This window comes from Arthrobacter sp. Soil761 (genome assembly GCF_001428325.1).
GTDB lineage: Bacteria > Actinomycetota > Actinomycetes > Actinomycetales > Micrococcaceae > Arthrobacter.
In genome coordinates this window covers 13,425-38,429 of record NZ_LMSF01000005.1, presented here as the reverse complement: position 1 = coordinate 38,429, position 25,005 = coordinate 13,425, and the positions used below count along the sequence as shown (strand labels likewise).

20 protein-coding genes are annotated in these 25,005 nt (G+C 66.6%); 14 read left to right on the top strand and 6 right to left on the bottom strand.

What is annotated here, in order from left to right:
• Positions 1 to 62: 62 nt before the first annotated feature.
• Positions 63 to 512, bottom strand: coding sequence for a MarR family winged helix-turn-helix transcriptional regulator (locus ASG79_RS05385; protein ID WP_018769593.1), 450 nt, complete (start codon positions 510 to 512; stop codon positions 63 to 65).
• Positions 513 to 684: 172 nt separating this feature from the next.
• On the opposite strand from ASG79_RS05385, the gene ASG79_RS05380 reads away from it, so the two are divergent.
• Positions 685 to 1,887, top strand: a complete 1,203-nt coding sequence (locus ASG79_RS05380) for an MFS transporter (RefSeq protein ID WP_056389066.1) — start codon at positions 685 to 687, stop codon at positions 1,885 to 1,887.
• A gap of 13 nt (positions 1,888 to 1,900) precedes the next feature.
• Here ASG79_RS05380 and iolB read toward each other — a convergent pair whose 3' ends face one another.
• Together iolB and ASG79_RS05370 are read right to left on the bottom strand one after the other, a co-directional pair.
• Entirely contained in the window at positions 1,901 to 2,794 is an 894-nt protein-coding gene (gene iolB / locus ASG79_RS05375; RefSeq protein ID WP_056389063.1) for a 5-deoxy-glucuronate isomerase, read from the bottom strand.
• 17 nt (positions 2,795 to 2,811) lie between these two features.
• Positions 2,812 to 3,552, bottom strand: coding sequence for a GntR family transcriptional regulator (locus ASG79_RS05370; RefSeq protein WP_056389192.1), 741 nt, complete (start codon positions 3,550 to 3,552; stop codon positions 2,812 to 2,814).
• A gap of 266 nt (positions 3,553 to 3,818) precedes the next feature.
• Between ASG79_RS05370 and ASG79_RS05365 the strand changes: the two genes are divergently transcribed.
• On the top strand, positions 3,819 to 4,952 hold the full coding sequence (locus tag ASG79_RS05365) for an LOG family protein (RefSeq protein ID WP_056389189.1): 1,134 nt from the start codon (positions 3,819 to 3,821) through the stop codon (positions 4,950 to 4,952).
• Between the two features lie 3 nt (positions 4,953 to 4,955).
• Here the strand turns inward: ASG79_RS05365 and ASG79_RS05360 are convergent, their stop codons facing one another.
• Entirely contained in the window at positions 4,956 to 6,116 is a 1,161-nt protein-coding gene (locus ASG79_RS05360; protein WP_056389060.1) for a VIT1/CCC1 transporter family protein, read from the bottom strand.
• Between the two features lie 266 nt (positions 6,117 to 6,382).
• Between ASG79_RS05360 and ASG79_RS05355 the strand changes: the two genes are divergently transcribed.
• A complete protein-coding gene (locus ASG79_RS05355) occupies positions 6,383 to 6,604 on the top strand; it encodes a hypothetical protein (RefSeq protein WP_056389059.1) in 222 nt (73 codons plus the stop codon).
• A gap of 91 nt (positions 6,605 to 6,695) precedes the next feature.
• Here ASG79_RS05355 and ASG79_RS05350 read toward each other — a convergent pair whose 3' ends face one another.
• Entirely contained in the window at positions 6,696 to 8,216 is a 1,521-nt protein-coding gene (locus ASG79_RS05350) for a sodium:solute symporter (RefSeq protein ID WP_018769600.1), read from the bottom strand.
• Between the two features lie 258 nt (positions 8,217 to 8,474).
• On the opposite strand from ASG79_RS05350, the gene ASG79_RS05345 reads away from it, so the two are divergent.
• The 11 genes from ASG79_RS05345 (at position 8,475) to ASG79_RS05295 (ending at position 23,247) form a co-directional block, all read left to right on the top strand.
• The gene (locus ASG79_RS05345) at positions 8,475 to 9,050 is read left to right on the top strand and encodes a helix-turn-helix domain-containing protein (RefSeq protein WP_018769601.1); all 576 of its coding nucleotides are present in this window, start codon (positions 8,475 to 8,477) and stop codon (positions 9,048 to 9,050) included.
• A gap of 113 nt (positions 9,051 to 9,163) precedes the next feature.
• On the top strand, positions 9,164 to 10,228 hold the full coding sequence (gene speB, locus ASG79_RS05340) for an agmatinase (protein WP_018769602.1): 1,065 nt from the start codon (positions 9,164 to 9,166) through the stop codon (positions 10,226 to 10,228).
• A gap of 4 nt (positions 10,229 to 10,232) precedes the next feature.
• Positions 10,233 to 11,921 (top strand): thiamine pyrophosphate-binding protein, encoded by a 1,689-nt coding sequence (locus ASG79_RS05335; RefSeq protein WP_056389058.1) that lies wholly within the window; start codon positions 10,233 to 10,235, stop codon positions 11,919 to 11,921.
• A 155-nt stretch (positions 11,922 to 12,076) separates the two neighbouring features.
• A complete protein-coding gene (locus ASG79_RS05330; RefSeq protein ID WP_018769604.1) occupies positions 12,077 to 12,571 on the top strand; it encodes a MarR family winged helix-turn-helix transcriptional regulator in 495 nt (164 codons plus the stop codon).
• Positions 12,564 to 14,777, top strand: a complete 2,214-nt coding sequence (locus ASG79_RS05325) for an MDR family MFS transporter (protein WP_082581685.1) — start codon at positions 12,564 to 12,566, stop codon at positions 14,775 to 14,777. The genes ASG79_RS05330 and ASG79_RS05325 overlap by 8 nt, the downstream gene beginning before the upstream one ends.
• A gap of 233 nt (positions 14,778 to 15,010) precedes the next feature.
• The gene (locus tag ASG79_RS05320) at positions 15,011 to 16,744 is read left to right on the top strand and encodes an ABC transporter ATP-binding protein (RefSeq protein WP_056389055.1); all 1,734 of its coding nucleotides are present in this window, start codon (positions 15,011 to 15,013) and stop codon (positions 16,742 to 16,744) included.
• A 41-nt stretch (positions 16,745 to 16,785) separates the two neighbouring features.
• Positions 16,786 to 18,822 carry an ABC transporter ATP-binding protein gene (locus tag ASG79_RS05315; RefSeq protein ID WP_056389187.1) on the top strand — a complete coding sequence of 679 codons (2,037 nt, stop codon included), beginning with the start codon at positions 16,786 to 16,788 and terminating at the stop codon, positions 18,820 to 18,822.
• Between the two features lie 110 nt (positions 18,823 to 18,932).
• Positions 18,933 to 19,349 carry an acyl-CoA thioesterase gene (locus tag ASG79_RS05310; protein WP_018769608.1) on the top strand — a complete coding sequence of 139 codons (417 nt, stop codon included), beginning with the start codon at positions 18,933 to 18,935 and terminating at the stop codon, positions 19,347 to 19,349.
• A gap of 98 nt (positions 19,350 to 19,447) precedes the next feature.
• Positions 19,448 to 19,705 (top strand): membrane protein, encoded by a 258-nt coding sequence (locus ASG79_RS05305; protein ID WP_026265820.1) that lies wholly within the window; start codon positions 19,448 to 19,450, stop codon positions 19,703 to 19,705.
• Positions 19,706 to 19,775: 70 nt separating this feature from the next.
• On the top strand, positions 19,776 to 22,007 hold the full coding sequence (locus tag ASG79_RS05300; protein ID WP_056389054.1) for an McrB family protein: 2,232 nt from the start codon (positions 19,776 to 19,778) through the stop codon (positions 22,005 to 22,007).
• Positions 21,994 to 23,247: a 5-methylcytosine restriction system specificity protein McrC gene (locus ASG79_RS05295; protein WP_186447836.1), complete on the top strand. Its 1,254-nt coding sequence runs from the start codon at positions 21,994 to 21,996 to the stop codon at positions 23,245 to 23,247. The genes ASG79_RS05300 and ASG79_RS05295 overlap by 14 nt, the downstream gene beginning before the upstream one ends.
• Positions 23,248 to 23,265: 18 nt before the next feature.
• Here the strand turns inward: ASG79_RS05295 and ASG79_RS05290 are convergent, their stop codons facing one another.
• Positions 23,266 to 24,921 (bottom strand): sensor histidine kinase, encoded by a 1,656-nt coding sequence (locus ASG79_RS05290; protein ID WP_056389051.1) that lies wholly within the window; start codon positions 24,919 to 24,921, stop codon positions 23,266 to 23,268.
• Positions 24,922 to 25,005: the final 84 nt, after the last annotated feature.

Sequence of the window (25,005 nt, the reverse complement as noted above, 5' to 3'; positions counted from 1 at the left end):
GACCAGCGCCCCGCTGCTCCTTGCAAAGCCCCTATGAGGATCCTCAAAGGGGCGTTGCTGTCTTATGCGCGCGCATGCAGCCCGGGCAGTGCGTCAACCAGCGGTGCGAGTTCCGGCATGGTCATCGCCTGGCCGAGGGCCCGCTCAAGCGTGGCATCGTGGACGGGCCGTGCTTCCTCAAGGAGGCGCAGGCCGGTGGGCGTCAGTTCCGTATAAATTCCACGGCGGTCGTCGTCGCACAGGATCCTGGTCAGGAGGCCGCGGTCCTCAAGCCGGTTCACCAGCCGGGTGGTGGCGCTGGGGCTGAGCGCCGTGGCACGCGCCAACTGCTGCATCCGCATGTGCCAGCCGTCCTGCCGGCTGAGGGCGTCCAGCACTGTGTACTCCACCACGGAGAGCTTCGACTCTGCCTGGAGGGAGCGCTCCAGCTCGCCTTCGATCAGCCCATGCAGGGCCGCCAGGGTGCGCCAGCCCTGGGCGCGGACCTCGACGGCGTCGTCCTTGATGCCCATGGTTGCTCCTTTACGAATTGGCCCGGCGGGAGAGCCCTCCGGCAGCCGCGGGTAGAGATAGTTGCTTGCGCGGCATATTTGCATATGCAACAATAAATACCGCGCCTGCAACTATCTTAGGCGCCTTCCACTTCACGGAACAACCACACGTACAGCTCAAAGGAGCATTCGCATGCCTGTTGGCCTGATAGCACTCGCCCTGGGCGGGTTTGGCATAGGACTCACGGAATTCGTCATCGCCGGCCTCCTCCCGCAGGTGGCAACCGACTTTGGCGTCACCGAAGCGGAGGCCGGCTGGTTCATCTCCGGCTACGCACTCTCCGTGGTGGTGGGCGCGCTGGGCCTGACGGCAGCCGTGACGCGATTCCAGCGCAAGCCCGTACTGGCCGCACTGCTGGTCCTGTTCATTGCCGGAAACCTGCTTTCCGCCACTGCTGACGGTTACTGGCCAATGATGCTGGGCCGCGTTGTTGCCGCCCTCTCGCACGGCGCCTTCTTTGGCATCGGAGCAGTGGTGGCGGCCGGCATGGTCCCGCCCAGCAAGAAGGCAGGCGCCATCGCGCTCATGTTCACGGGACTGACCGCGGCCAACGTCCTTGGCGTGCCGTTCGGGACGTTGCTGGGCCAGGCGGCCGGCTGGCGTGCCACCTTCTGGGCCATCACGGTCATTGGCGTGGCTGCGCTCGCCGGCATCCTGGCCCTGGTTCCCAAGCCGGCCCGTGAAGCGGGGCAGGCGGGGAGCCTCCGCTCCGAGCTTCGGGCCTTCCGCTCCGGCCAGGTGTGGCTTTCCATCCTGGTGACCATCCTCGGCTTCGGCGGCATGTTCGGCGCATTCACCTACATTGCGTACACCCTCACCGAGGTATCCGGATTTGCGGCCTCCACCGTGCCATGGCTGCTCATTGTCTTCGGGGCGGGCCTCTTCGCCGGGAACACCCTTGGCGGCAAAGCCGCAGACCGCAACGTGGACCGGACGCTCCTGGTGGTGCTCGCCGCGCTGGCCGTGGTCATGGTGGTGTTCGCTCTGACGGCCGCCAGCCCTGTCCTGACGGTCATGTCGCTGGTCCTGATGGGCGGCTTCGGCTTCGCCACCGTGCCGGGCCTGCAAATGCGCGTGATGAAGTATGCCTCCGGGGCTCCCACCCTGGCCTCCGGCGCCAATATCGGTGCCTTCAATGTGGGCAACGCCCTGGGTGCCTGGCTGGGAGGGGTCACCATCACCGCAGGCCTCGGCTACACCTCACCCATCTGGGCGGGCGCCGTGATCACCGTTGCCGGCCTGGCCGTCATGGCGTTCGCCGCCGCCGCGGCCAAGCGGGAACGGCAGCCTGAAGGCCAGGTGCCGGTGCCTGTCGAGGAGCTGGCCAGCCGCTAGGCGGCGGGGTTCCTTAGGCACCGAACGGAAGCCGCGGGTCGATGTTTTGGGTCTCCCAGGTCTGACGCACCCAGCCATGGTGGGGATCGTCGCTGATCAGCCATTCCCGCACCGGGCCCGGACCTGCCATGACGTTGAGGTAGTAGAGGTCGTAGCCGGGCGCGGCCATCGCCGGGCCGTGCCAGCCGTAGGGGACCAGGACCACGTCGCCGGTGCGCACCTCGGCCGACACATCGATGGGCCGCTCATCGGAGGCGTAGACGCGCTGGTACCCGATGGCGTCGGCGTCGGGTGGCGCTGCGGAGCCGGACGCCACCTGGGTTTCGAAGTAGTAGATCTCTTCGAGCTGGGTCTCGCCGTCCTTTTCCTCGTCATGCTTGTGGGGAGGGTAGGAAGACCAGTTCCCTGCGGGGGTGAGGACCTCGCAGACGATGAACCGGTCGGCCTCCAGCGCTGCCGGGGTGCCGAAGTTGTGGACCTGGCGCGAGCAGTTGCCGGCGCCGCGCAGTTCCACGGGGGTCTCCGCGGCATGGACCAGCCGGGTGGGGTAGGAGGCTTTCGCGGGGGCCGTGGCCACTGCCACCCTGCCGCCGTCGGCGGATTTGATCCTCAAAGCGCGTCCGGCGCCGGAATAAAGGACGTCGCTGGGCCCGGAGAAGACCGAGGGCCGGCCCGCCAGGGGATAGTCGGTGCCGTCAACCGTCACGGTGAAGGCCCCGTTGAGGGGCACCACGATCCGTTCCTCGTCCGCGGCGGAGAGTTCGACGGCGGCACCGGCCGGCACCGTGGCCACCTTTAGGCCGGTGTGCGCCCAGCCGTCCACGGCGAGGGAGGAGTCGGAGGTTCCGATCGAAATGTCCCATTTGCCGTCAGCGGCGGTGCCCAGGGGGTAAACCCAGTTGGTCATGGAGTTGGCTCCTTGGATTATCGCTGTACGAGAGTCATTTCAAAACTGTAGGAATCGGCGCGGTACACGTGGTGGCCCGTTTCCACGCGCCGCCCGGTGTCGTCGACGGCAGTACGTTCCATGGTGACCAGCGCGGATCCCGGCGTCGTGTCCAGCATGGAGGCCTGGTAGTCGTTGGCATTGACGGCGCCGATGCGCTGGTTGGCCAGGCGGAAGTTGACCCCGCCGCGCCGGAGGATCGAATACAGGCCTTCAGCGGCGAGCATGGCCTCATCCATTTCCGCGATGTCGTCCCGAACCCAGTTCTCCATGAGGGCCAGCGGATTGCCGCCTACCTTCCGGAGCCGGGTGAAGTGATAGACCTTTGAGCCTGCCGGAAGCTGCAGTGTTGCCCGGGTGGCGTCGTCGGCTTCAACGTGGGAGAAGCTCAGGACTTCGGTGGTGGGTTTCTTGCCGTCGTTGGTGAGGTCGTCGTAGAGGCTGGAAAGCTCGAGCGGACGGCGCACCTGGCTGGAGACCACCTGGGTTCCCACGCCGCGTTTACGGACCAGGAGTCCGGAGCGGACCAGCTCGTCCATGGCCTTGCGCATGGTGGGCCGGGACAGGTTGAGCTGGGCGGCCAGGTCGATTTCGTTCTCCAGCCGGCTTCCGGGTTCCAGCACCCCGCTGTAGATGGCCGCTTCGATGCCCTGGACCACCTGGTGGTACAGGGGCACGGGAGAAGAGCGGTCGATGCTGAGTCCCAGATTGTTCGCCACGGTGCGTTCCCTCATGTTCATGTCTGCGCGTCCGCCCGACCGGCGCCTGCGCCAGTGGCGCACTGCCACCATATGTTCGCTTGATAGGACATACTCTTCTTCCACGATCGTAACAGGCGCTACTCCCGGGTCAAGGGAGGCAGGCAGAAGCAGGCGCGGTGGCAGGCTTCCGGTCCCCGGGAGAATTTGAGAGGCAACAAGGTCCGGCCAGCGTTGCGTTGCGTGGCCTAGGCTAACTCCATGATGTGGACTGGAAGGCGGCAGCCGTGAATTTCGCCGGAAGCCTTGGTCCCCGTCCCCGCAACCTCGAGGTCCAGGATCTGGCCAGCTTCGACCGCCTGGTGGCCGGCGGCGCAGTTAACCTGCATGGCTGGCACGCGCAGTCGCTGGACCTGCGGGGCCGGTCAGCCGCCCTGAAGAGCGTCACCGTCGAAGGTGCCATGTTCCTCGGCTGCCTGTTCGACGACGGCATGGAAGGCAACCTGCGCAGCCGCGGTGCCCTGATTTTTCCCCGGCTGGAAGGCGTCCCCTTCGACCCCTACCGGGCATCGCTGTACTCCCCGGCTGAACTGTATGCCGGACTGGCATCGTCTCCCTACGAGGAACTGCCGGACGCCCGCATCTACCACTGGAGCATCCAGTCCGGCCAGCGGCGCCGCGTGGATGCGACCCTGGCCTCTGCCCTGCACGACCATGCCATCGGGGACGCGCTGGAAGAGCTGACGGGGTCGGCGGCCTGGACCCGCCGCTCCATCGTCGGGGTCATGGGCGGCCATGCAGCGCCGCGCGGCAGCATGGAGTTCGCGGAGGCGGCACGGCTGGGCAGGCTCCTGGCCCTCCAGGGGTATTCGGTGGCTACCGGCGGCGGGCCCGGCGCCATGGAGGCGGCCAACCTGGGCGCTTACCTGAGCCAGGCGTCCGACGGCGACCTGGACGCAGCGCTAGGCACGCTTGCCGCGGTCCCCGGTTTCCGTCCCTCGGTGTCGGCGTGGGCACGCGCGGCGGCGGCCGTCGTCGAACGCCATCCGGGCGGGACTGCATCCCTGGGGATCCCCACCTGGTTCTACGGGCACGAACCGCCCAACTACTTTGCCACGCACATCGCCAAATACTTCGCCAACGCCATCCGGGAGGCCATCCTGCTGGAACTGTGCCACGGCGGAATCGTCTTCCTGCCCGGAGCAGCCGGGACCGTCCAGGAGATCTTCCAGGACGCCTGCGAAAACTACTATGGCGCCCGCGAGAAAGTGGCGCCCATGGTGCTGGTGGGGCGGCGCCACTGGGAGCAGGAGTACCCGGCCTGGCCCATGCTGCGCAGCCTGGCCGCCGGGCGGCCCATGGCGGACTACATTCACCTGGTGGATACGGTGGATCAGGCCGTGGAGGTCCTCCGGGGCTGAGCCCTATCCGACCGCCGTGCCGAAGAGCAGGCCCAGCAGGTAGGTGATGCCGGCGGCGCCGAGGCCGATGGCGAGCTGGCGCAGGCCGCGGGTCAGCGGGGAGGTGCCGGACAGCAGGCCGACGGCGGCACCGGTGGCCAGCAGGGCGATGCCCACCAGCACCCCGGCCACCACCAATGCGGCGACCCCGGTCAGGCCGAACAGGAACGGCAGGATGGGCACGATGGCGCCGGAGGCGAAGAAGCAGAAGCTGGACAGCGCCGCACCCCAGGCCGTCCCCACGGCCTCGTGCTGGTCCTCTTCCTCCGGCAGGTCCGGCTGCAGGGACAGGCTGGGGTCGCAGTCGCAGGACAGCAGCCCCATGCGCTCGGCCACCCGGTGTTCCGCCGCCTCGCGGGACATCCCGCGGGCCAGGTACACCAGGAGGAGTTCGTTGTGTTCAAGGTCCAGCTGGGGCGCGGCCGCCAGCGTGATCTGCGTGGGGCGGGTGGCCGCCAGCAGCTCGCGCTGGGAACGCACGGAGATGAATTCCCCGGCGCCCATGGACATGGCACCGGCCAGCAGCCCGGCGATGCCGCTCAGCAGCACCACGGTGCTGGCCACGCCGGACGCCGCCATGCCCATCACCAGGGAGAGGTTGCTGACCAGGCCGTCGTTCGCGCCGAAGACGGCTGCCCGGAACGTGCCGGCCAGGCGGTTGCGGCCGCGCGTTGCCAGGCCCCGCACCACTTCCTCATGGATCTGCTCATCGGCGGCCATGGCGGGAGTGGCGTTGGGGTCCTTGGCGTAGGGGGAGCGGCCCTCGGCGCGCTGGGCGAGGGCCAGCACGAACACCGAGCCAAAGTGCCGCGCCAGGAACCCCAGGAACCGGCTTCGCGCCGAGGCCCTCTTTGGTTTGCCCGCGTGCTCTCCCAGGAGGGCCAGCCAGTGGGCTTCGTGCCGGCCTTCGGCCTCGGCCAGGGCCAGGAGGATGTCCCGTTCCTCCCCCTCGCGGTTCTGGGCGAGGTCCCGGTAGACCGCTGCTTCCGCGCGCTCGTCCGCCAGGTATTGGCGCCACCGTTTGATGTTCGACGGCGAGGGCTGGCTTTGCGGGGTGCCGGCGGCCTCCGGGTGCGGGGTCCGGGAATTGGACCCGACGTTGTTGGACTGTGCGTGCTGCGACACTGGTAACTCCTGGGCTGGAAAGGGCATGTTTTACGCGCCTTTGCCTTGCCAGCGTACTGCGTATTTCCGCGGTTTTTTGGCTGGCCAACCTCGCTGGGAACTTTCGGTATGCCTTAAAACCGGGGCCGATACCGCCCCCGTTGGCCACTCTTCCGGGCGCCGCCACGACTATTGACCCGTCCGCCCGGCGGGTGCTGTGATGAAGGTGTGGCGCATCCTGCGCCCTACCCTAAAGAGCACGTCAGGCGAATAACGGAGGTTGAATCATGAGCACCACCGGACAGCACCCGGACATGCCGCACCTGGACGCCGTGGAAGCGGACCCCGCCTACGATTACGCCGAGGATGCACCGGTAGACGATGCGGACGCGGAGGACGGGGTCCTTGATGAAGGGGAACCGGTGGTCCAGCCGCCACCGATAGTCGTCGACGCCGAGGACCGCGAGGTCCCGCTGGATGACGACGAGCCCCGCGACACTGAGGGGTAGGGACCCAGGAGGGTAGGACTTACGACGGCGGCGCCTCCTTGCGCGTGAATGCGAAAGGAGGCGCCGCCGTCGTGCTTAATGCTTGGTCAAGTCAGCGGCCGGCGAGGACTTCCTCGGGCGCTTCTTCCGGCTCCTGGCCGGCAACACGAAGCTGCCAGGCACGCATGACGGCGGGGTCCGTGGGGCGGGTGAGCAGCGAAGCCGTGATGTAGACAACCGCGGAGGCGATCAGGCCGTAGTAGATGGGCTCGTTGGCGTATATCCCGTCCAGCGGGGCCTTGGCGTTCACTTCCAGGATGATCATGGTGCCGAGGGTGATGACCGAACCGACAGCCATGGACGCGGCGGCAGCCACGCCGGTGCCTCGCTTCCACACCAGGCCGCCCAGGATGGCGACCAGCAGGCCGCCCACCAGGATGTCGTAGGCAATGGTCAGGGCCGCTACCACGTCCTTGGTGATGATGGCGATGACGATGGCCACAATGCCCAGCGCCAGGACCCAGATGCGGTTGGCCTTGACGTCGTGCTCCGGGTTTTCGGTGTCGCCGGTGTTGACGTCCTTGCCGAACCAGCCGGCAACGAACGGCAGGACGTCGGCACGGGCAACGGTGGCGGCGGCGATGAGGGCGCCGGACGCGGTGGACATCATGGCAGCCACGGCGGCGGCCAGGACCAGTCCGCCGATGCCGACGGGGAGCAGGTTCTGGGCCACCTCGGCGTAGACGTCGTCCTTCGCCGCGATCTTGACGTTGGCCAGGGCCACGTTGGCGGCCATGCCGATCAGCGCACCGGCCACGCCGTAGAGGATGCAGTAGATGCCGGCGGTGGCGCCGCCCCAACGGGCCACCCTTGGGGTCTTGGCGGTGAACACGCGCTGCCAGATGTCCTGGCCGATCAGCAGGCCCAGGGTGTAGACGACGAAGTAGGTGATGATCGTCTGGACGCCGATGCCGTCCATCTGGAAGAAGCTGGCATCCACGCGGCTGCGGATCCCGTCGAGGCCGCCCGCGGCGTTCAGGGTGAAGGGGAGCATGAGGAAGAAGATGCCCACCGTCTTGATCACGAACTGGACCTGGTCCGCAAGGGTGATGGACCACATGCCGCCGATGGTGGAGTACACCAGGACGATCGCGCCGCCGATGGCGATGGCCAGCGCCCGGTCCAGGTTGAACAGCACGACGAAGATGGTGGCATAGGCGCCGGTTGACGTGGCGCAGAGCATCAACGTGTACGCGAGCATGACGATGCCGGAGGCTTGGGTGGCCTTGCTCCCGTAGCGGAGGGTGAGCATCTGGGACACGGTGTAGATCTTCAGTTTCTGGATGGTCCCGGCGAAGAGAAGGCTCAGCAGCAGGACGCCGGCGCCAATGGCCACCACCAGCCACATGCCGGAGATGCCGAACTTGTAGCCAAGGCCCACGCCGCCCACCGTGGACGCCCCGCCGAGGACGACGGCGGCCATGGTCCCGGTGTACAGGAACGGTCCCAGGCGACGGCCGGCAACGAGGAAGTCGCTGTTGTTCCTGGTGCGGGATTTGCCCCACCAGCCGAAGGCCAGCATTGCGAGCAGATACACCACCACGATGGCGATGTTGATGGCACTTGCATCCATAGTTGGCTCCTTGGAGCTGTGGGCCGGGTGTGGTGCCGGGGGCGACGGCGCCCGGCACCGCCGCGGACGAACGGAGAGGGGTTCCTGGTATTGCCTTATAGGCAACAGGAGTTTCCAAAGACTAGAGTGTGACGGCTGCAACAGTCAAGGATCGGAACGCCGGTGCCGCTCCCGTGTGGCATGCGCGTGTCACAAAAGCGCCGCAGATTAGTATGGCTCGAGAGTGGAGCCGGACTGCCGGCCATGAAAGGTTCGTAGATGAAGGCACTGCCAGTTGAGCCCAGTAACGTCCCTGTTGCCATCGGCTCAAGGATCCGGGCCGCCCGGCAGTCCCAGCGGCTCACCATCGAGCAGGTTGCCGATGCCACCGGCCTGACAAAGGGTTTCCTCAGCAGGGTGGAGCGGGACCTGACCTCACCGTCGGTGGCCTCACTGGTGACGCTCTGCCAGGTCCTGTCCATTTCCATTGGCGACCTTTTTGCGGCACCCGAGACCCACTTGACCAAGCGGAACGACGGCCCCCGGATTTCGCTCGGAGGCCAGGGCATCGTGGAGCGGCTCCTGACGGCGCGCTCGGAGCGCAGGGTCCAGATCATCCAGGCCGTGATCGAGCCGCACGGCCGCGGCGAGTCCGAGCTCTATGCGGTGGACTGCGACGTGGATGTGCTGCATGTGATCAAGGGGTCCATCAAGCTGATCCTCACCAACGAGGAATACGACCTGAGCACCGGCGACACCGTAACCTTTCCCGGCCGCGAACCCCATACCTGGGTCAACCCCACGGACAAGCCCGTAGAGGTGCTCTGGGTCCTGGTGCCCGCCGCCAGCCGCTGACTTGTCCTCGGGGTTCGGGGGTAGGTATGGTAAACACCTGATGCTCTAAGGGAAACAGGAGTGTATGATTGCAGTCACACCTGTCCCTTACCTCCTCGAAGGAGAGGCCTCCATTGGAAGAGCTGCGCATTGAAGCCAACGGCAACCTTGGCCCCATCGATTCATCCCGGATTCCCCGCTATGCCGGAGCTGCCACCTATGCCCGTCTTCCCCGCCTGGACCAGGTGGCCAAGGCTGACGTGACCGTGGTGGGGGTGCCGTTCGATTCAGGTGTTTCCTACCGCCCCGGGGCCCGTTTCGGCGCCAACCATGTCCGCGAGGCCAGCCGGCTGCTGCGTCCCTACAATCCCGCCTGGGATGTCAGCCCGTTCGAGAACATCCAGGTGGCCGACGCCGGCGACATGGCCGTCAACCCGTTCCACATCAACGAAGCCATCGAAACCATCCAGCAGAACGCGCTGGACCTCACCGCCGCCGGGAGCAAGCTGTTGACCCTGGGCGGGGACCACACCATCGCGCTGCCGCTGCTGCGGGCCGCTGCCGAGCGCGCCGGCGGGCCCATTGCCATGCTCCACTTCGATGCCCACCTGGACACCTGGGACACCTACTTCGGCGCCGAATACACCCATGGCACGCCCTTCCGCCGCGCGGTGGAGGAAGGCATCCTGGACACTGAAGCCATCAGCCACATCGGCACCCGCGGCCCGCTCTACGGCAAGAAGGATCTCGACGACGACCACCGCTTTGGGTTTGGCATTGTCACTTCAGCGGACGTCTACTACCAGGGCGTGCTGGAAACCGTCGCCAAGGTCCGCGACCGGATCGGCAACCGCCCGCTCTACATCTCGGTGGACATTGACGTCCTGGATCCGGCACACGCACCGGGCACCGGCACGCCGGAAGCAGGCGGCATCACCAGCCGCGAACTCCTGGAGATCATCCGCGGCTTCCGCGGCATGAACCTGGTGGGGGCCGACGTCGTTGAAGTAGCGCCCGCCTACGACCATGCCGAAATTACCGGTGTTGCCGCCAGCCACGTGGCGTACGAACTGGTGACCCTCATGGCGGACAATGCCGTTCCCGGGAGTCGCTTCGGAGCCGAAACGGGCTACCAGGCGCAGGCCCTGGGCCAGGAGGCCCGCCGTCCCGCCGGCTTCGCCGCGGCCACCAAGGAGTAGGGCGGTGACCGAACTGGCGGCACCCGCCCCCGCGGAGGGAAGGGGTGCCCGCAATGGCGGGGACCTCGTCGTCGAGACCCTCGAAGCGTTGGGTGCCAAGACGGTGTTCGGCATCCCGGGGCAGCATGCCCTGGGACTGTTCGACGCGATGGGACGCGGCAACCTGCACTTCGTCTCCTCCCGGATCGAGAACAACAGCGCCTTTGCCGCGGACGGCTACTCCCGCGCCACCGGGGAAGTGGGCGTGCTGTTCCTGTCCACCGGCCCCGGCGCGCTGACGTCCCTGGCCGGCCTACAGGAGGCTTACGCCACGGGCGTGCCCATGGTGGTGGTGGCCAGCCAGATTCCCCTGGAGGGGCTGGGTGCCAGGCGCAAGGGGATGCTGCACCAGCTTGATGACCAGAAGGCGTCGGCGGCGAACGTGACCAAGAGCCAGCGCTTGATCCAGCATGCATCGGGCATCCCGTCCGCCATCCAGGACGCCTGGACCGAGGCCATCTCCTCGCCGCAGGGCCCGGTCTGGCTTGAGATTCCGCAAAACGTGCTGCTGGATCCCATCATGGTGCCTCCAGTGGAGGATGCCTTGGCGGAGGCAGCGGACAACCCGCCGCGGATCGAACTGGTGCGGGAGGCCGTGAAGTGGCTGGAAGCAGCCAGGCGCCCGGCAATCATTGCAGGAGGCGGCACCCGCCGCGGCAAGGCGGAGAAGTCCCTCCTGTCCATCGCGGAGAAACTCCGCGCTCCCGTGATTTGCACGCCGGGCGGCAATGGCGCGTTCCCCTGGAACCACGAGTTGTCCCTCCAGGCCTGGATCGAGGACCGCTACATGACCGACGTCCTGGAGGACGCCGACGTCCTGGTGGTGATCGGCTCCTCGCTGGGCGAGGTGACGTCCAACTACTTCACGTTCGAACCACGCGGGCGGATCATCCAGATCGACGCCGAACCGCGGGTGCTGGAATCCAACCGGCCTGGCCTTGGCATCCGTGCCGACGCCGGGCAGGCGCTCGCGGCCCTTGATGAAGCACTGCAGTCCGGCAGGGCCGCGGCCCCGGACTGGCATGGTGCCACCCCGGAGTCGCTGGTGCAGGAATCGCTCGCCAAGGTCCGCGCCCGGCTGGAATCCCAGGACCTGGGCAAGGAACTGAAGTTCATGGCCGACATCCGCGAGGCCGTGCCGGCGGACATGCAGACCTTCTGGGACATGACCATCGCCGCCTACTGGGGCTGGTCCTGCTGGGACGCGCGGCAGGGGCAGTTCCACTCAGCCCAGGGCGCCGGCGGCCTGGGCTTCGCGTTTCCCGGCGCCATTGGAGCGGCCGTGGGATTGGAAACCCAGGGGAGGCCGGGCCGGGTACTCGCCGTGTCCGGCGACGGCTCCTCGATGTATTCCATCGCCGAACTGGCTACGGCGAAACAGCACAACGTGCCGGTCACCTGGCTGATCGTGGACGACGGCGGCTACGGCATCCTGCGTGAATACATGGTGGGTGCCTTCGGCAAGGCAACCGCTACCGAACTGGCCCGCCCGGACTTCGTCAGGCTTGCCGAGTCCTTCGGCATTCCCGCCACCCGGGTTGCCCCGGAGGATGTGGGGGACGCGCTGAAGGCGGGCTTCGCCGGGGACGGGCCCAACGTCGTCGTGGTTGAGACGCTTTTAAAGATGTTCGGGCCCACCCACCTGGGCGACTGATGTAGCCAATAACGCTCACACGCTCCCTCACTTCTGCCACAACGGCTGAAGTGGGGGAGCGTGTGTGTTTAAGGGCCAGCGGCAACAACTTCGTTTCCCTAAGCAACCTTTTCCTGATACAGTTGCTTGCAGCAACTAATTCTTTAGGGAGGATCATGTCTGTCGCGCCGGCCACTGCAGCCGACCTCGTCAGCAACATCTATGACCTCCAGCGCGCATTGCGCTGCGTCACCATGATCAACATCAAGGGCCAGGACACGGGCATCGCCCTCCAGGGCGTGCTCAAGTTCATCGGCGAAGGGGAGACCCGTGCCGCGCACCTGGCTGAGCGGCTGGGGGTCAGCCCTCCGGTGCTGAGCCGGCATGTGGCGGAGCTGGCGGACGCGGGCCTGGTGGTCCGCACCCCCGATCCGGACGACGGCCGGGCCCAGCTGTTGGCACTCTCCCCGCGCGGCAAGGAAAAGCTTGCGGAGTTGGTGCGGCACCGGGCGGAGACCCTGCAGGCCTACCTCGCCGACTGGAACGAGGACGACGCCGTGGCAACAGCCGCGATGCTGAGCAAGCTCACCACATCCCTGAAGAATTCCATCCGGGCAAGGGCGGCCGGAACCACCATTGAACACGAAACGCAGGAGTCCATTAATGGCTAACGTCACCGCCGCCGCGGACCAGGAACAGGAGCGCCAGCGCCAACGCGGCGCCAAACAGGAGTCGCGGCAATCCAAGCGCCACGAACCCGGCGCACCCATGAACCACCGGCAGATCATGGAGGCCCTGACCGGTCTCCTCGCTGCCTTCTTTACCGCAATCCTCAGCAGCACCATCGTGGCCAACGCGCTGCCCACCATCATGTCCGAGCTCAAGGGCACCCAGACGGACTTCGCGTGGGTCATCACAGCCGCGCTGCTGGCCAACGCAGCAACCACCCCCATCTGGGGCAAGCTCGCCGACCTCTTCGACAAAAAGGTCCTGGTCCAGCTCAGCATCGTGATTTTCGTGGCCGGCTCGGTGATGGCAGGCTTCTCCGAAAACATCCCGTTCCTGCTCACCGCCCGCGTGATCCAGGGCATCGCCATGGGTGGGCTGACTGCCCTGGCCCAGGCGATCATCGGCTCCATCATTCCGCCGCGTGAACGCGGCAAGTACTCCGGCTACATGGGTGCCGTCATGGCCGTCGGTACCGCCGGCGGACCGCTGCTGGGCGGCTTCATCGTGGACAGCTCGCTTGGCTGGCGCTGGACGTTCTTCGTCTGCGTGCCGCTCGCCGTCGTCGCCCTGATCCTGCTCCAGGTCACGCTCAAGGTTCCGCACATCAAGCGCCCGGCCAAGATCGACTGGCTCGGTGCCATCCTGCTCACCTCCGGCGTCAGCCTGCTCCTGGTCTGGGTCTCCTTCGCAGGCAAAGCCGACTACTACGACTGGTGGTCCTGGCAGACCGCGGTAATGGTGGGCGGCGGCGTCCTCCTGCTCGCACTGCTGGTCCTGGTTGAATCCAAGGTCTCGCAGCCGATCATCCCGCTGAAGATCATCTCCGAACGCACCACCGCGCTGGCCATCGTGGCATCCGTTGCCGTGGGCGTGGCCATGTTCGGCTCCTCCACCTTCCTGGGCCAGTACTACCAGGTGGCCCGCGGCGCCACGCCCACCGAGGCGGGCCTGCTGACCCTGCCCATGATCGCCGGCAACCTGGTCGGTTCCGTCCTGTCCGGTCAGCTGATCAGCCGCTACGGCAAGTGGAAGCGCTTCCTGATCGGCGGCACCGTCCTGCTGATCGGCGGCTTGGCGCTAGCCGGAACCATGGACCACACCACCGAACTCTGGCTGACCGGCCTTTATACCGGCATCTTCGGCATCGGCCTGGGCATGCTGATGCAGAACCTGGTCCTCGCCGTGCAGAACACGGTCCAGGCCAAGGACATCGGTTCCGCGAGTGCCTCCGTCGCGTTCTTCCGCTCGGTGGGCGGCGCCATCGGCGTGTCCGTCCTGGGCGCCGTCATGGCCAACCACGTCAAGGACCTGGCCACCGATGGACTGTCGAAGCTGGGCATCCAGGCTTCCGGCAACAGCGGCGCCAGCATGGACCTCAAGGACCTGCCCGCACCGGTCGCGGACATCATGCGGGCGGCCTACGGTGACGCGACTGCCGGCATCTTCATGATTTCCGCGGTCGTGAGCGCGGTTGCCCTCATCGCCGTGATCTTCATCAAGGAGGTGCCGCTGCGCAGGACCGTGGACATCACCCCCGAGGCCACACTGCAGGCCAACGCCGCCGGCGAAGCCGGAATGACCGCCATGACCGGCCAGCTGCCCGTGGTCCCGCCGGTCGGGAACGCCCCCGGGAACGGACTGCCCGCAAGGAGTGCCACACCTGCAGGGCTGGGTTCAGCGCCGGCCAGGATGTACGACGGCGGTGCTGCCGCTGCTGCGGCGGCGTCCGGGCGGGTAGCCACGGAGGACTTCGAGGAAGTCTTCGCCAGGAGCTTCCGTTCCGAAGGGCTGGACCTGCGCTCTGCCGACACGATGGACAAGGCTGCCGACGCGGTGGCCAGCGCCGCCGCCACCCTGCAGAAACTGCAGGACACCCAGCACCTGCTGGCCCGCCAGCAGGCGGAACTGGGCGGCCTGGTGCTGGACATCCAGGAACAGCTGCGCTCCCAGCAGGACGTGGCGGCCAGGCAGGCGGCCACCGCGGCAGAGCTCAGCAGGATGCAGCGCAAGCTCCTGAAGGAGCGCAAGATCCAGGCAGCGGCCGCGCTGTACCTGGCAGGGCGCGGGAAGCACAGTGCCGCAGCGCCTGACGCACCGTCAGCCGATGCCCTGTCAGCCGAGGCTCCGTCCGCCGGGGCCGGCTCCTAGCAGCGCCTGCCAGGCCATCGACAGCAGGGCGCGGCCCCCCGCACCGGCAACACCAACGCCGCAGCCCGCACTGGGAAGACACTTTCCGGTGCGGGCTGCGGCTTCTACTGCGGACTGCGGGGAATGCCGCTGCCCATGGTGCCCCCGTAGACTGGCCCTCCACCAGTGGCTCCGGCCGGAAAACCTGCTTCCAAGGGGACCCAATGTCGGTGGGCATCACTAGAGTTGAGTCCATGCTCCTCACCCTTATACGGCGCTACTCCAAACCGTATTTGCCGTACATCCTGGCTGTCCTCGTTTTCCAGCTCGCGTCCACCATTGCCGCCCTGTATCTGCCCAGCCTGAATGCGCAGATCATTGACGAAGGGGTGGCCCGCGGAGACACCGATTTCATCTGGCGCACCGGTGCAGTGATGCTCCTGGTGGCCTTCGCCCAGATAGCTGCGGCCATTGCCGGCGTCTACTTCGGCTCCAGGACGGCCATGGCGGTGGGCCGCGACCTGCGCCGCGCGGTGTTCCGCAAAGTCACCAGCTTCTCCGCCAAGGACGTCAACGCGTTCGGCGCTCCCACGCTCATCACCCGCGGCACCAACGATGTCCAGCAGGTGCAGATGCTCCTGCTGATGGCGCTGAACTTCATGGTCGCCACTCCCATCATGTGCATCGGCGGCATCATCATGGCGCTGCGTGAGGACATCAACCTCTCCTGGCTGGTGTGGGTGTCCGTCCCGCTGCTGGCCGTGGTGGTGGGGTACCTGGTGGTCCGCCTCATGCCGCTGTTCCGCTCCATGCAGCGGAAGATCGACCGGATCAACGCCGTCCTGCGCGAACAGATCATCGGTATCCGCGTGGTCCGGGCCTTCGTCCGCGAACCGTATGAGACGGACCGGTTCGGTGGCGCCAACAAGGAACTCACGGACGTCTCCCTCCGCATCGGCGCCCTGTTCGTCCTGATGTTCCCGGCCATCAGCATGATCCTGCATCTGTCCACTGCCGCTGTGCTGTGGTTTGGCGGGCAGCGGGTGGACGCCGGTGCCATGCAGGTGGGGTCGCTGACCGCATTCCTGCAGTACCTGCTGCAGATCCTGATGGCCGTCATGATGGGCACTTTCATGGCAATGATGATCCCGCGCGCCTCAGTCTGTGCTGACCGCATCGGCGAGGTGCTCGGCGTCGAACCTTCCATCCACGACCCCGAGCGTCCCGAAGCCCCGGCCTCCCTGCAAGGCGTGGTTGAGTACCGCAACGTCACGTTCGCTTACCCGGGAGCCGAGTCCCCGGTGCTCAGCAACATCAGCTTCACTGCACGCCCCGGCCAGACCATCGCCATCATTGGGTCAACCGGTGCCGGCAAAACGTCCCTCCTTTCCCTCCTGCCGCGGTTGTACGACGCCGCAGAAGGCCAGGTGCTGCTGGACGGCGTCCCGGTGGACAGGCTGGACCGTGCGGAGATCACCAAACGCGTCGCCCTGGTGCCGCAGCGTCCCTATCTGTTCTCCGGCACCATCGGGCACAACCTCCGGTTCGGCAAGACCGAGGCGACCGACCAGGAACTGTGGGAGGCGCTCCGGACAGCCCAGGGTGAATCATTTGTCCGGGAAAAGAAGAACGGACTCGATTCCCGGATCTCGCAGGGCGGCACCAACGTCTCCGGCGGCCAGCGCCAGCGCCTGTGCATCGCCCGCGCGCTGGTGACCAAACCGCGCGTCTACCTGTTTGACGACTCCTTCTCCGCCCTGGACGTTGCCACCGACGCCCGGCTCCGTGCCGCCCTCAAACGCACCACCTCGGACGCCACGGTGATCATCGTGGCCCAGCGGATCTCCACCATTACCGAGGCTGACCAGATCCTGGTCCTGGACAACGGGCGGATCGTTGACCGTGGAACCCATGAGGAACTACTGGAAACCTCACCCACCTACCAGGAAATCGTCGAATCCCAGCTGAGTGTGGAGGAAGTGGCATGAGCCCGCGCAAGAAGGACTCCAGTCCCGTGGAAGAGACGCCAATGTCCGTCCAGCCGCCCGCGGGGGAGGCACAACCGGGCGCAGGGCAGCCGGAGGATGACGACTACGTCGAAGAGGAGTTCCAGCCCACCGAAGCCGACGGCGGCATGTTCGGTGCCATGCCGGCCAAGAAAGCCGAGCATTTCTGGCCGTCTGCCAAACGTCTCATGGGGCTGCTGAAGCCCGAAGCGCTGGGCATCTATGCCGTGGTGGGGCTGGTGGTCATCTCCGTGGTCCTCAACGTCATCGCCCCCAAGATCCTGGGCCAGGCCATGGACGTGATCTTCGCCGGGGTGGTTGGCAAACAACTTCCCGCCGGGGCCAGCAAGGAGCAGTTCGTTGCCGGCCTCCGGCAGCAGGGGCAGGACAACTTTGCGGACATGGTGGCCCGCATGGAACTTGTGCCCGGCACCGGCATCAACTTCGACAAGCTCACCATGCTCATCGCCATCGTGCTGCTCATGTACTTCGTGGCGAACATCTTCATGTGGCTGCAGGGGTACGTGCTGAACCGGATCGTCATGAAGGTCATCCGGCGGCTGCGCGATGACACCGAGGCCAAGCTGAACCGGCTTCCCCTGAACTACTTCGACACCCGGCAGCGCGGCGACGTGCTGTCCCGGGTGACCAACGACGTCGACAACATCCAGCAGGCACTCCAGCAGGCCTTCGCCCAACTGGTCAATTCCGTGCTGAGCGTGGTGGGCATCGTGATCATGATGTTCATCGTCTCCTGGCAGTTGGCCCTGATTGCCCTGATCGCGCTTCCGCTGTCCGGGGTGGCCGCTGGCCTGATCGGAGTCCGGAGCCAGAAGCTCTTTGCTGCCCAGTGGAAGAACACCGGGTCATTGAACGGCCAGATCGAGGAGTCCTTTTCCGGGCACGACCTGGTCCGCGTCTTCGGCCGCGATGCGGACATGCTGGCCCGGTTCGAGGAACGCAACGAGGCCCTTTACAAGGCAAGCTTTGGGGCGCAGTTCGTGTCCGGAATCATCTTCCCCGTCATGCAGTTCGTCTCCTACTTGAGCTACGTGGGCATCGCAGTGGTGGGCGGCCTGCGGGTGGCATCCGGCGCCATGTCCCTGGGTGATGCCACCGCGTTCATCCAGTACTCCCGTGAGTTCACCCAGCCCCTGGGCCAGATGGCGGGCATGGCCAACATGCTGCAGTCCGGCGTGGCATCCTCCGAGCGCGTCTTCGAATTCCTGGACGCCGACGAACAGGACGCCGAGACCGCCACCGAACACCTGCCGCCGAAGACCGACGGGCATGTGGACTTCCGGAACGTCACCTTCAGCTACACCCCGGACAAGCCGCTCATCGAGAACCTGTCCTTCACGGCAGAGCCCGGCAACACAGTGGCGATCGTGGGGCCCACGGGCGCCGGCAAGACCACGCTGGTGAACCTGGTGATGCGGTTCTACGAGCTCAACGCCGGCTCCATCATGCTCGACGGCGTGGACATTACGCACCTCAGCCGCTCCGAGCTGCGCTCCAAGGTGGGTATGGTCCTCCAGGACGCGTGGCTGTTCGGCGGCTCTATCTACGACAACATCCGCTACGGCAACCTCAACGCCACGCACGAGCAGGTGATGGCCGCCGCGAAGGCCACCTTCGTGGACCGCTTCGTGCGGGCGCTGCCCGAGGGCTACAACACCGTGATTGATGAGGAGGGCAACAACGTCAGCGCCGGCGAGAAACAGCTCATCACCATCGCCCGTGCTTTCGTGGCGAACCCCTCGCTGCTGATCCTGGACGAGGCCACCAGTTCCGTGGACACCCGCACCGAACTCCTGGTGCAGAAGGCCATGGCCGCGTTGCGCTCGGACCGCACGAGCTTCGTCATCGCCCACCGGCTCTCCACCATCCGCGATGCCGATACCATCCTGGTCATGGAAAACGGACAAATCGTGGAACAGGGCAACCATCAGGTGCTGCTCGATGCCCGGGGCGCCTACCACCGCCTCTACATGTCACAGTTCGCGGGTGCAGATGCCGGAGAAGTACCGGTGGACGACTCGACGGCGGTGCGCAGCTGAGCGCCCAGCAGGCCGAGGCAGCCCAGCGGCTGCAGCGGCAGGAAGACGGACGGGAGGCCGCGGAAGGGGCCGGGCCGGACGGCGGTAAGCGCATTGAGGTCCTGGTGCCGATGCGCTGGGGAGACATGGACGCCTACGGCCATATCAACAATGTCCAGATCGTCAGGATGCTGGAGGAGGCGAGGATCGCCGCCTTCGGGCCGCCCCGGGGCGCGGGTCTGCCCGGTGTGGAGCCGCCGGTATCGCTGTTCAACGACGTTCCGGCCGGAACCATGGCGCTGGTGGTGGATCACAAGATCCGCTACGTCCGGACGCTGGAGTACCGCAACATTCCGGCGGTGGTGCAGCTCTGGATCGGCGCCGTCAAGGGAGCCAGCTTCGATATCCACTACCTGCTCCAGGACCCCGTCACCCGCGAGGACTGCGTGAAGGCGAGCAGCCACCTGGCGTTCGTGGACGAAACGACCGGCCGGGTGCAGAGACTCAGCCAGGAACAAAAGGAACGGATGGCCCCCTACAGGCAGTAAGCCTCTGGACAGGGCCGGTCTGGACACACTGGACTGGAACAACCAGCGAACGGTGAAAGGAAGCCCCGATGGCTAAAAACAAGATGGCTAAAAACAAGATGGCCAAGAACAAGACCCATGGCCGCCGGAACAAGAAGACATGGAAGGAAATGTCCCCATCCGGCAGGGCGGGCATCATCCTCACCGCGATCATGCAGGTGTCCCTGCTGGTTGCCGCCCAACGGGACATCTCGCGCAGGCCCGCCGAGCTGATCAACGGCCCAAAGGCTGTTTGGCGGGCGGCCTCCTTCATCAATTTCATCGGCCCCATGGGGTACTTCGTCTTCGGCAGGAAGCGGCCCGCCACCGGCATTTAGCCCGGCATGGCGGATGGGCGGCCGGACGGTTTGGAGCGGCCGCCCAGCTTGACCCTGTAAATTTGGAGGCATGACCCCCACTGCCACTGTTGCCATGACCCGCGCCCTCGGCATCTCCAAGGAGATCGAGGATGCGGCGTGGTTCGTGCTGGGGCCCGGTCTCCAAGGCAAGGCTTCACCCCTGGACGGCCGCACCCGGACCTGGTCGGTTCCGGCGGCCGCGGAGTTGCTCGACCGCCTGGACCGGGGCATCGCCGACTCCAAGGCCCCGATGATGACCAACCTCCGCGAGAACCTGGAGGGCGCCACCCGCGGGGCCAAGCAGTTGGCCGTGGAGCTGCTGTTCCTGCAGTCGCTTCCGCTGGCCCACGAAGTGAAGTCGTTGAAGGTCAAGCGCGCCCGCGTGGCCGAGGCCGCGGGCTGGCTTGAGCCGCCGCTGGAGCTTCCCGAGGAGCTGTACGCCGGCATGACGGACCACGGCGTGATCCGCGACCGGACCGCCGAATTCAACTGGACCATCTGGGACCACCTGAAGTGGCTGTGCCGGTTTGTGCAGAACGTGGCGCAGCGGCCGGCAAGCGTGGTGCAGGCGGCCATCAAGGACCCCGTGCAGTTCCACCGCCTCGCTGCATCAACTCCCGACGATCAGCCCGCCATCCGCCGCAGCATTGAGTTCCTGGCCTGGCCCAGCTACTTCGAGCCGGTGGTGGCGGACGTGGAGCGGCAGGAAATCCGGGACGCGTTCGCGTCGCTGGTGGGCGGGGCCAACGGCGACAGCGAAGAGGACATCACGGCGGACATCCACCGCATCCGGCTGCACCTGGACGAGCAGGCGGGCCAGCGCACGGACTGGTACTCCCGCCAGCTGGTCAGCCAGTGGCGCAAAGTGGGCGACCCCGGCCGGCGGGCCTGGCTGCTCCGCACGCACAGCGACCACGCCGAGCTGCTCACGGCCTGGCACGGCGAGGAAAAGGTGACCCTCGACGTCGAACATCTCCGGCACCTGGACCCCGGCGTCACCGCCGGCCTGGTCCAGCACGCCGTGGACGAGGACTACAAACACCTTGGCTACGTGGAACGCGAGGACACCAAGACTGCGGTGTTTGCCTTCCTGACCGTCATGAAACCGGGTGATCTGGTGCTCTACCAGCACGCCGGAACTGTCCGGCTGGGCGGCGTGCTGGGGGAGCCCGAGTACAACGACGACAACCGCCGGCTGCGGCGCAAGGTGCGCTGGTTCGACGACGGGCACACCACCACCAGCCTTCCCCGGCACGTCCAGCGCCAGCTCGCCACCCCCGGCATCGTGGTGGACGTGACCCGGGTGGTCCAGGCGCTGCAGGCGCTGCTGCCTGCCGAGGCGGAAACCGAGCCCGACGGCGACACTGACGGTGCCGCCGTCGTCCAGCCTGTCCAGGAGGGCTTCCGCCCGCTGACGCAGGAATTCGCGGCGTCGCTGCACATGGAGCTGGAACCGCTCCAGGAGATCGCGGACCTGCTGGAGGAGAACCGCCAGCTGGTCCTCTACGGCCCTCCGGGCACCGGCAAGACCTACCTGGCCAAGCACCTCGCCGCCGAGCTGGCGGACGACACCACCGACGAGCGTGTCAAGCTGGTCCAGTTCCACCCGTCCTATGCCTACGAGGACTTCTTCGAGGGCTACCGGCCGGACAAGACGGACGAGGGCCAGGTGTCCTTCAAGCTGGTGGCTGGCCCGCTGCGCCGCCTGGCCGAGGAAGCCGCCAAGCCCGGGAACGAGAAGAAGCCGTACTTCCTGATCATCGATGAGATGAACCGCGCCAACCTGGCCAAGGTGTTCGGCGAGCTGTACTTCCTGCTGGAATACCGCGACGACCGGATCTACCTGCAGTACAGCCCCAACGAACCGTTCACGCTGCCGGACAACCTCTACATCATCGGCACCATGAACACTGCGGACCGCTCCATCGCCATGATGGACGCAGCCATCCGCCGCCGGTTCTCCTTCATTGAGCTGCACCCGCAGACCGAGCCGGTCAAGGGCTCCCTGCTCCGGTTCCTGCAGGCCCGGCAGCTGGACACCACCCCGGCGCTGCTGCTGGATGCGCTGAACGGTGCCATCGACGAGTGGGACCGGGACCTGATGATCGGGCCGTCCTACTTCATGAAGCCGGCGGCCCAAACCCCGGCCGGGCTCCGCCGGATCTGGAAGTATGAGCTGATGCCGCTGCTGGAGGAGCACTACCACGGCCAGCTCACGCGGGCGCAGCTGGAGGAGCGCTTCGGGCTGGACCAGCTGCTGGGACGCGTTGCAGCGCGCTGATCCCCGGGCGTCCGTGCGGCACCTGGTCCTGGACGAGCTGTCAGGCGGCCTGGTGGAACGGCTGGACGCGCCAAGTGCTTCCTTCCTGAACTCCAGCGGGCTGGCCAAGGCATCCCCCATGGGCATGGGGCTGTACCGGATTGAACCGGTGGGCAAGGTGGGCTCCGTCCGGACCCCCACGCTCCAGCTGGACGTCCGGCCCAAGGACAGGCTGGGGCTCAGCCGGCTCCTCTTCCTCCTCAGTTATGCGGGGGATCAGGGCTTCCGGCCGGACCTGGTGGCCGCTGACGAGGACCGGGACCTGTGGAGCGCCCTGGCCGAGTCGCTGGCGCAGCTGGCCGAACGGGCCCTGGGCCGTGGTGTCCTGCAGGGCTACCTCACCGTGGACGAGTCGCTGCGGACGGTCAAGGGACGCATCCGGATTTCGGACCAGATCTCCCGCCGTCCAGGAATGCTGGTTCCCCTGGAGGTCTCCTACGACGAGTTCACCGAGGACATCGCGGAAAACCGGATCCTGCGCGCTGCGCTGGAGCGGATGGGGCAGGTGCCGGGGGTACGGCCGGAGGTGCTGGGCCGGCTGCGGCAGCTGAAGGGAAAGCTCGACGCCGTCACGCGCCTTCCGTCCGGGGCGCCGGTGCCGCCGTGGAAGCCCACCAGGATGAACCTGCGCTACCACGCCGTGCTGCGCCTGGCGGAGCTGATCCTGCGCAACGCGTCCGCGGAAGCGGGGGAGGGCAGGCAGCGGACGGCCTCGTTCGTGGTGGACATGGCCCAGGTGTTCGGGGACTTCGTGGGCACCGCACTGCGGGCGGCGATGGCCGCGTATCCGGGGGAGCTTCGGCTGCGGTACAACGCCCTCCTCAGCGAGGCGGTGCGCGACTCGGACCGCCTGTCCGTGCGCCCGGATGCTGTCCACCTGCTGGGTGGGCGGCCGGTGGTGGCGTATAACGCCAAGTACCGGGCCGCGTCGGACGCCGGTGCGTCCCTCACCGCAGACCATTACCAGATGCTGGCGCACTGCACGGCGCTGGCCGTACCCACCGCCTGGCTCGTCTATGCCGGCAAGGGCGAAATGAAACTCCGCCGCATCCTTAACACCGATATCGACATCGTGGAGTTCCCGCTGGATCTCAGCCAGCCGCCGTCGGCCATCCTTGCCTCCGTCAGGGACCTCGCCCGCCAGTCCTGGGGCGAGGTGGTTTCCCACCCGCGTCCTGCCCCCGCAGGCCCCGCCAGGTAACCCCGCGGGCGCGGGCCGCTACACCGGCACCCGGAACATGAAGGTGGTCCCTTCGCCCAGCGTGCTGTCGACGCCGATGGTGCCGCCATGTGCCTCGACGATCGCCTTGCTGATGGGCAGGCCCAGGCCCACGCCGGGGATGGCGGTGCGGCGGACGCTGCTGGTGCGGAAGAACTTGGCGAACACTTCGGAGGCGTCCTCCGGGCTCATCCCCATGCCGGTGTCGGTGACGCGGCAGGCCACGTGGCCGTCCTCCTGCGCCAGCGACACCACCACCTCGCCGCCGTCCGGTGAGTACTTGATGGCATTGGACACCAGGTTGTCCAGGACCTGGGAGATCCGGGCGCTGTCCACGTGAGCTTCCAGGCGCTCCGGGGTTTCGGCCCGCAGTTCAACGCCGGCGGCGGCGGCCCGCGGCATCGCGGAGGAGACGCTGCTGCGCACGAGTTCGGCCACATCGACGGCGTGGGGCGTGACGATCAACTGGCCGTTCCTGCTGGACAGCAGATCCGACACCAGGGTCAGGAGCCGCTCGGAGTTCCGGCGGATGATCTCCAGCATCTCGCGCTGCGGCCCTTCCAGCTCATCGGCCAGCAGGATCTCCACGTACCCGAGGATGGAGGTCAATGGCGTGCGGAATTCGTGGGAGACGCTGGAGACGAAGTCGTCCTTGGCGGTGAGCGCGTTCACCAGGTCCGTGACGTCGCTGAAGACGATGACGGAGCCGCCGAGGTTGCCATCGGAATCCTTCATGGCGCGTGCCGTCGTGACAAAGGCCCGCTGTTCTTTCCCCTCGCCCAGCCAGACGAGGTAATCGGTGAAGGTTTCCCCCAGGACGGCCCGGCGGACCGGCCGCTCCTCCACGGCGACCAGCGTCTTGCGGTCAGGGCCGAAGACCAGCAGCTGTGACTCGTTGGGGTCCGCGATATTCTTTGGCCTGGCCAGTTCATGGTTGGCGCGCTGTTTCCGGTTCATCAGGACGTCGTGGCCGTCGGCGTCGACGGCAAGGACGCCCAGGTGCACGGTTTCCAGCACGGTGTTTAACAGGGCCTCCTGGCGCTTGCTGATGCGCAGGTTGGCCCGCAGCTGCTCGTCTTTTTCCTCCAGCTGCGTCTGCTGGCGCATCATGCTCAGGGTCAGGACGCTCACTGAGACGCCAATGCCCAGCATCATGACCGGCAGCAGGAGCGACCGGGCAAAGTCCTGTGGCGTGTAGTTTCCCTTCAGGAGCAACGGCACCCAGATAATGGCCAGCGGTCCCAGGAAGGAGAGCCACAAGGCGGCCCGCGGGTAGTAGCCCGACGCGCAGAGCCAGATGACCGGGAACACGGCCAGCAGGCTGATACCCGCGAGGCTTTCCTGTCCGCCCTCCCGGCCGGCGGCGATCGAGATGAAGTCCAGCAGCGGGATGGCCAGGAAGCTGGTGTAGGGCAGCCGCTCCCATGGGATGAGGTAGCACAGCGCCATGATCGCCAGCTGGGAGATGAGGAACGTGACGAAAAGGGAGTTGTCCATGGTGTCCGGGAAGAACGCCCAGACCAGCAGGGCCGTCAGGATGGTGGTCACGAACAACGGCATCTGGCTCATGGCCACCCGGTCCGTCAGCCGGTACTCGTGAAAGGGCCGCTTGAAAAACCGCAGCCGTCCGGAGGACCAGGCTGTGGGGTCGCTCATGGGGTGGAAGACGCGGATGTGGGGGTTTGCAGGGCCATACCAGCAGGATATCCGCAGCCAGCTATACTTCTGACGTTGGCACTG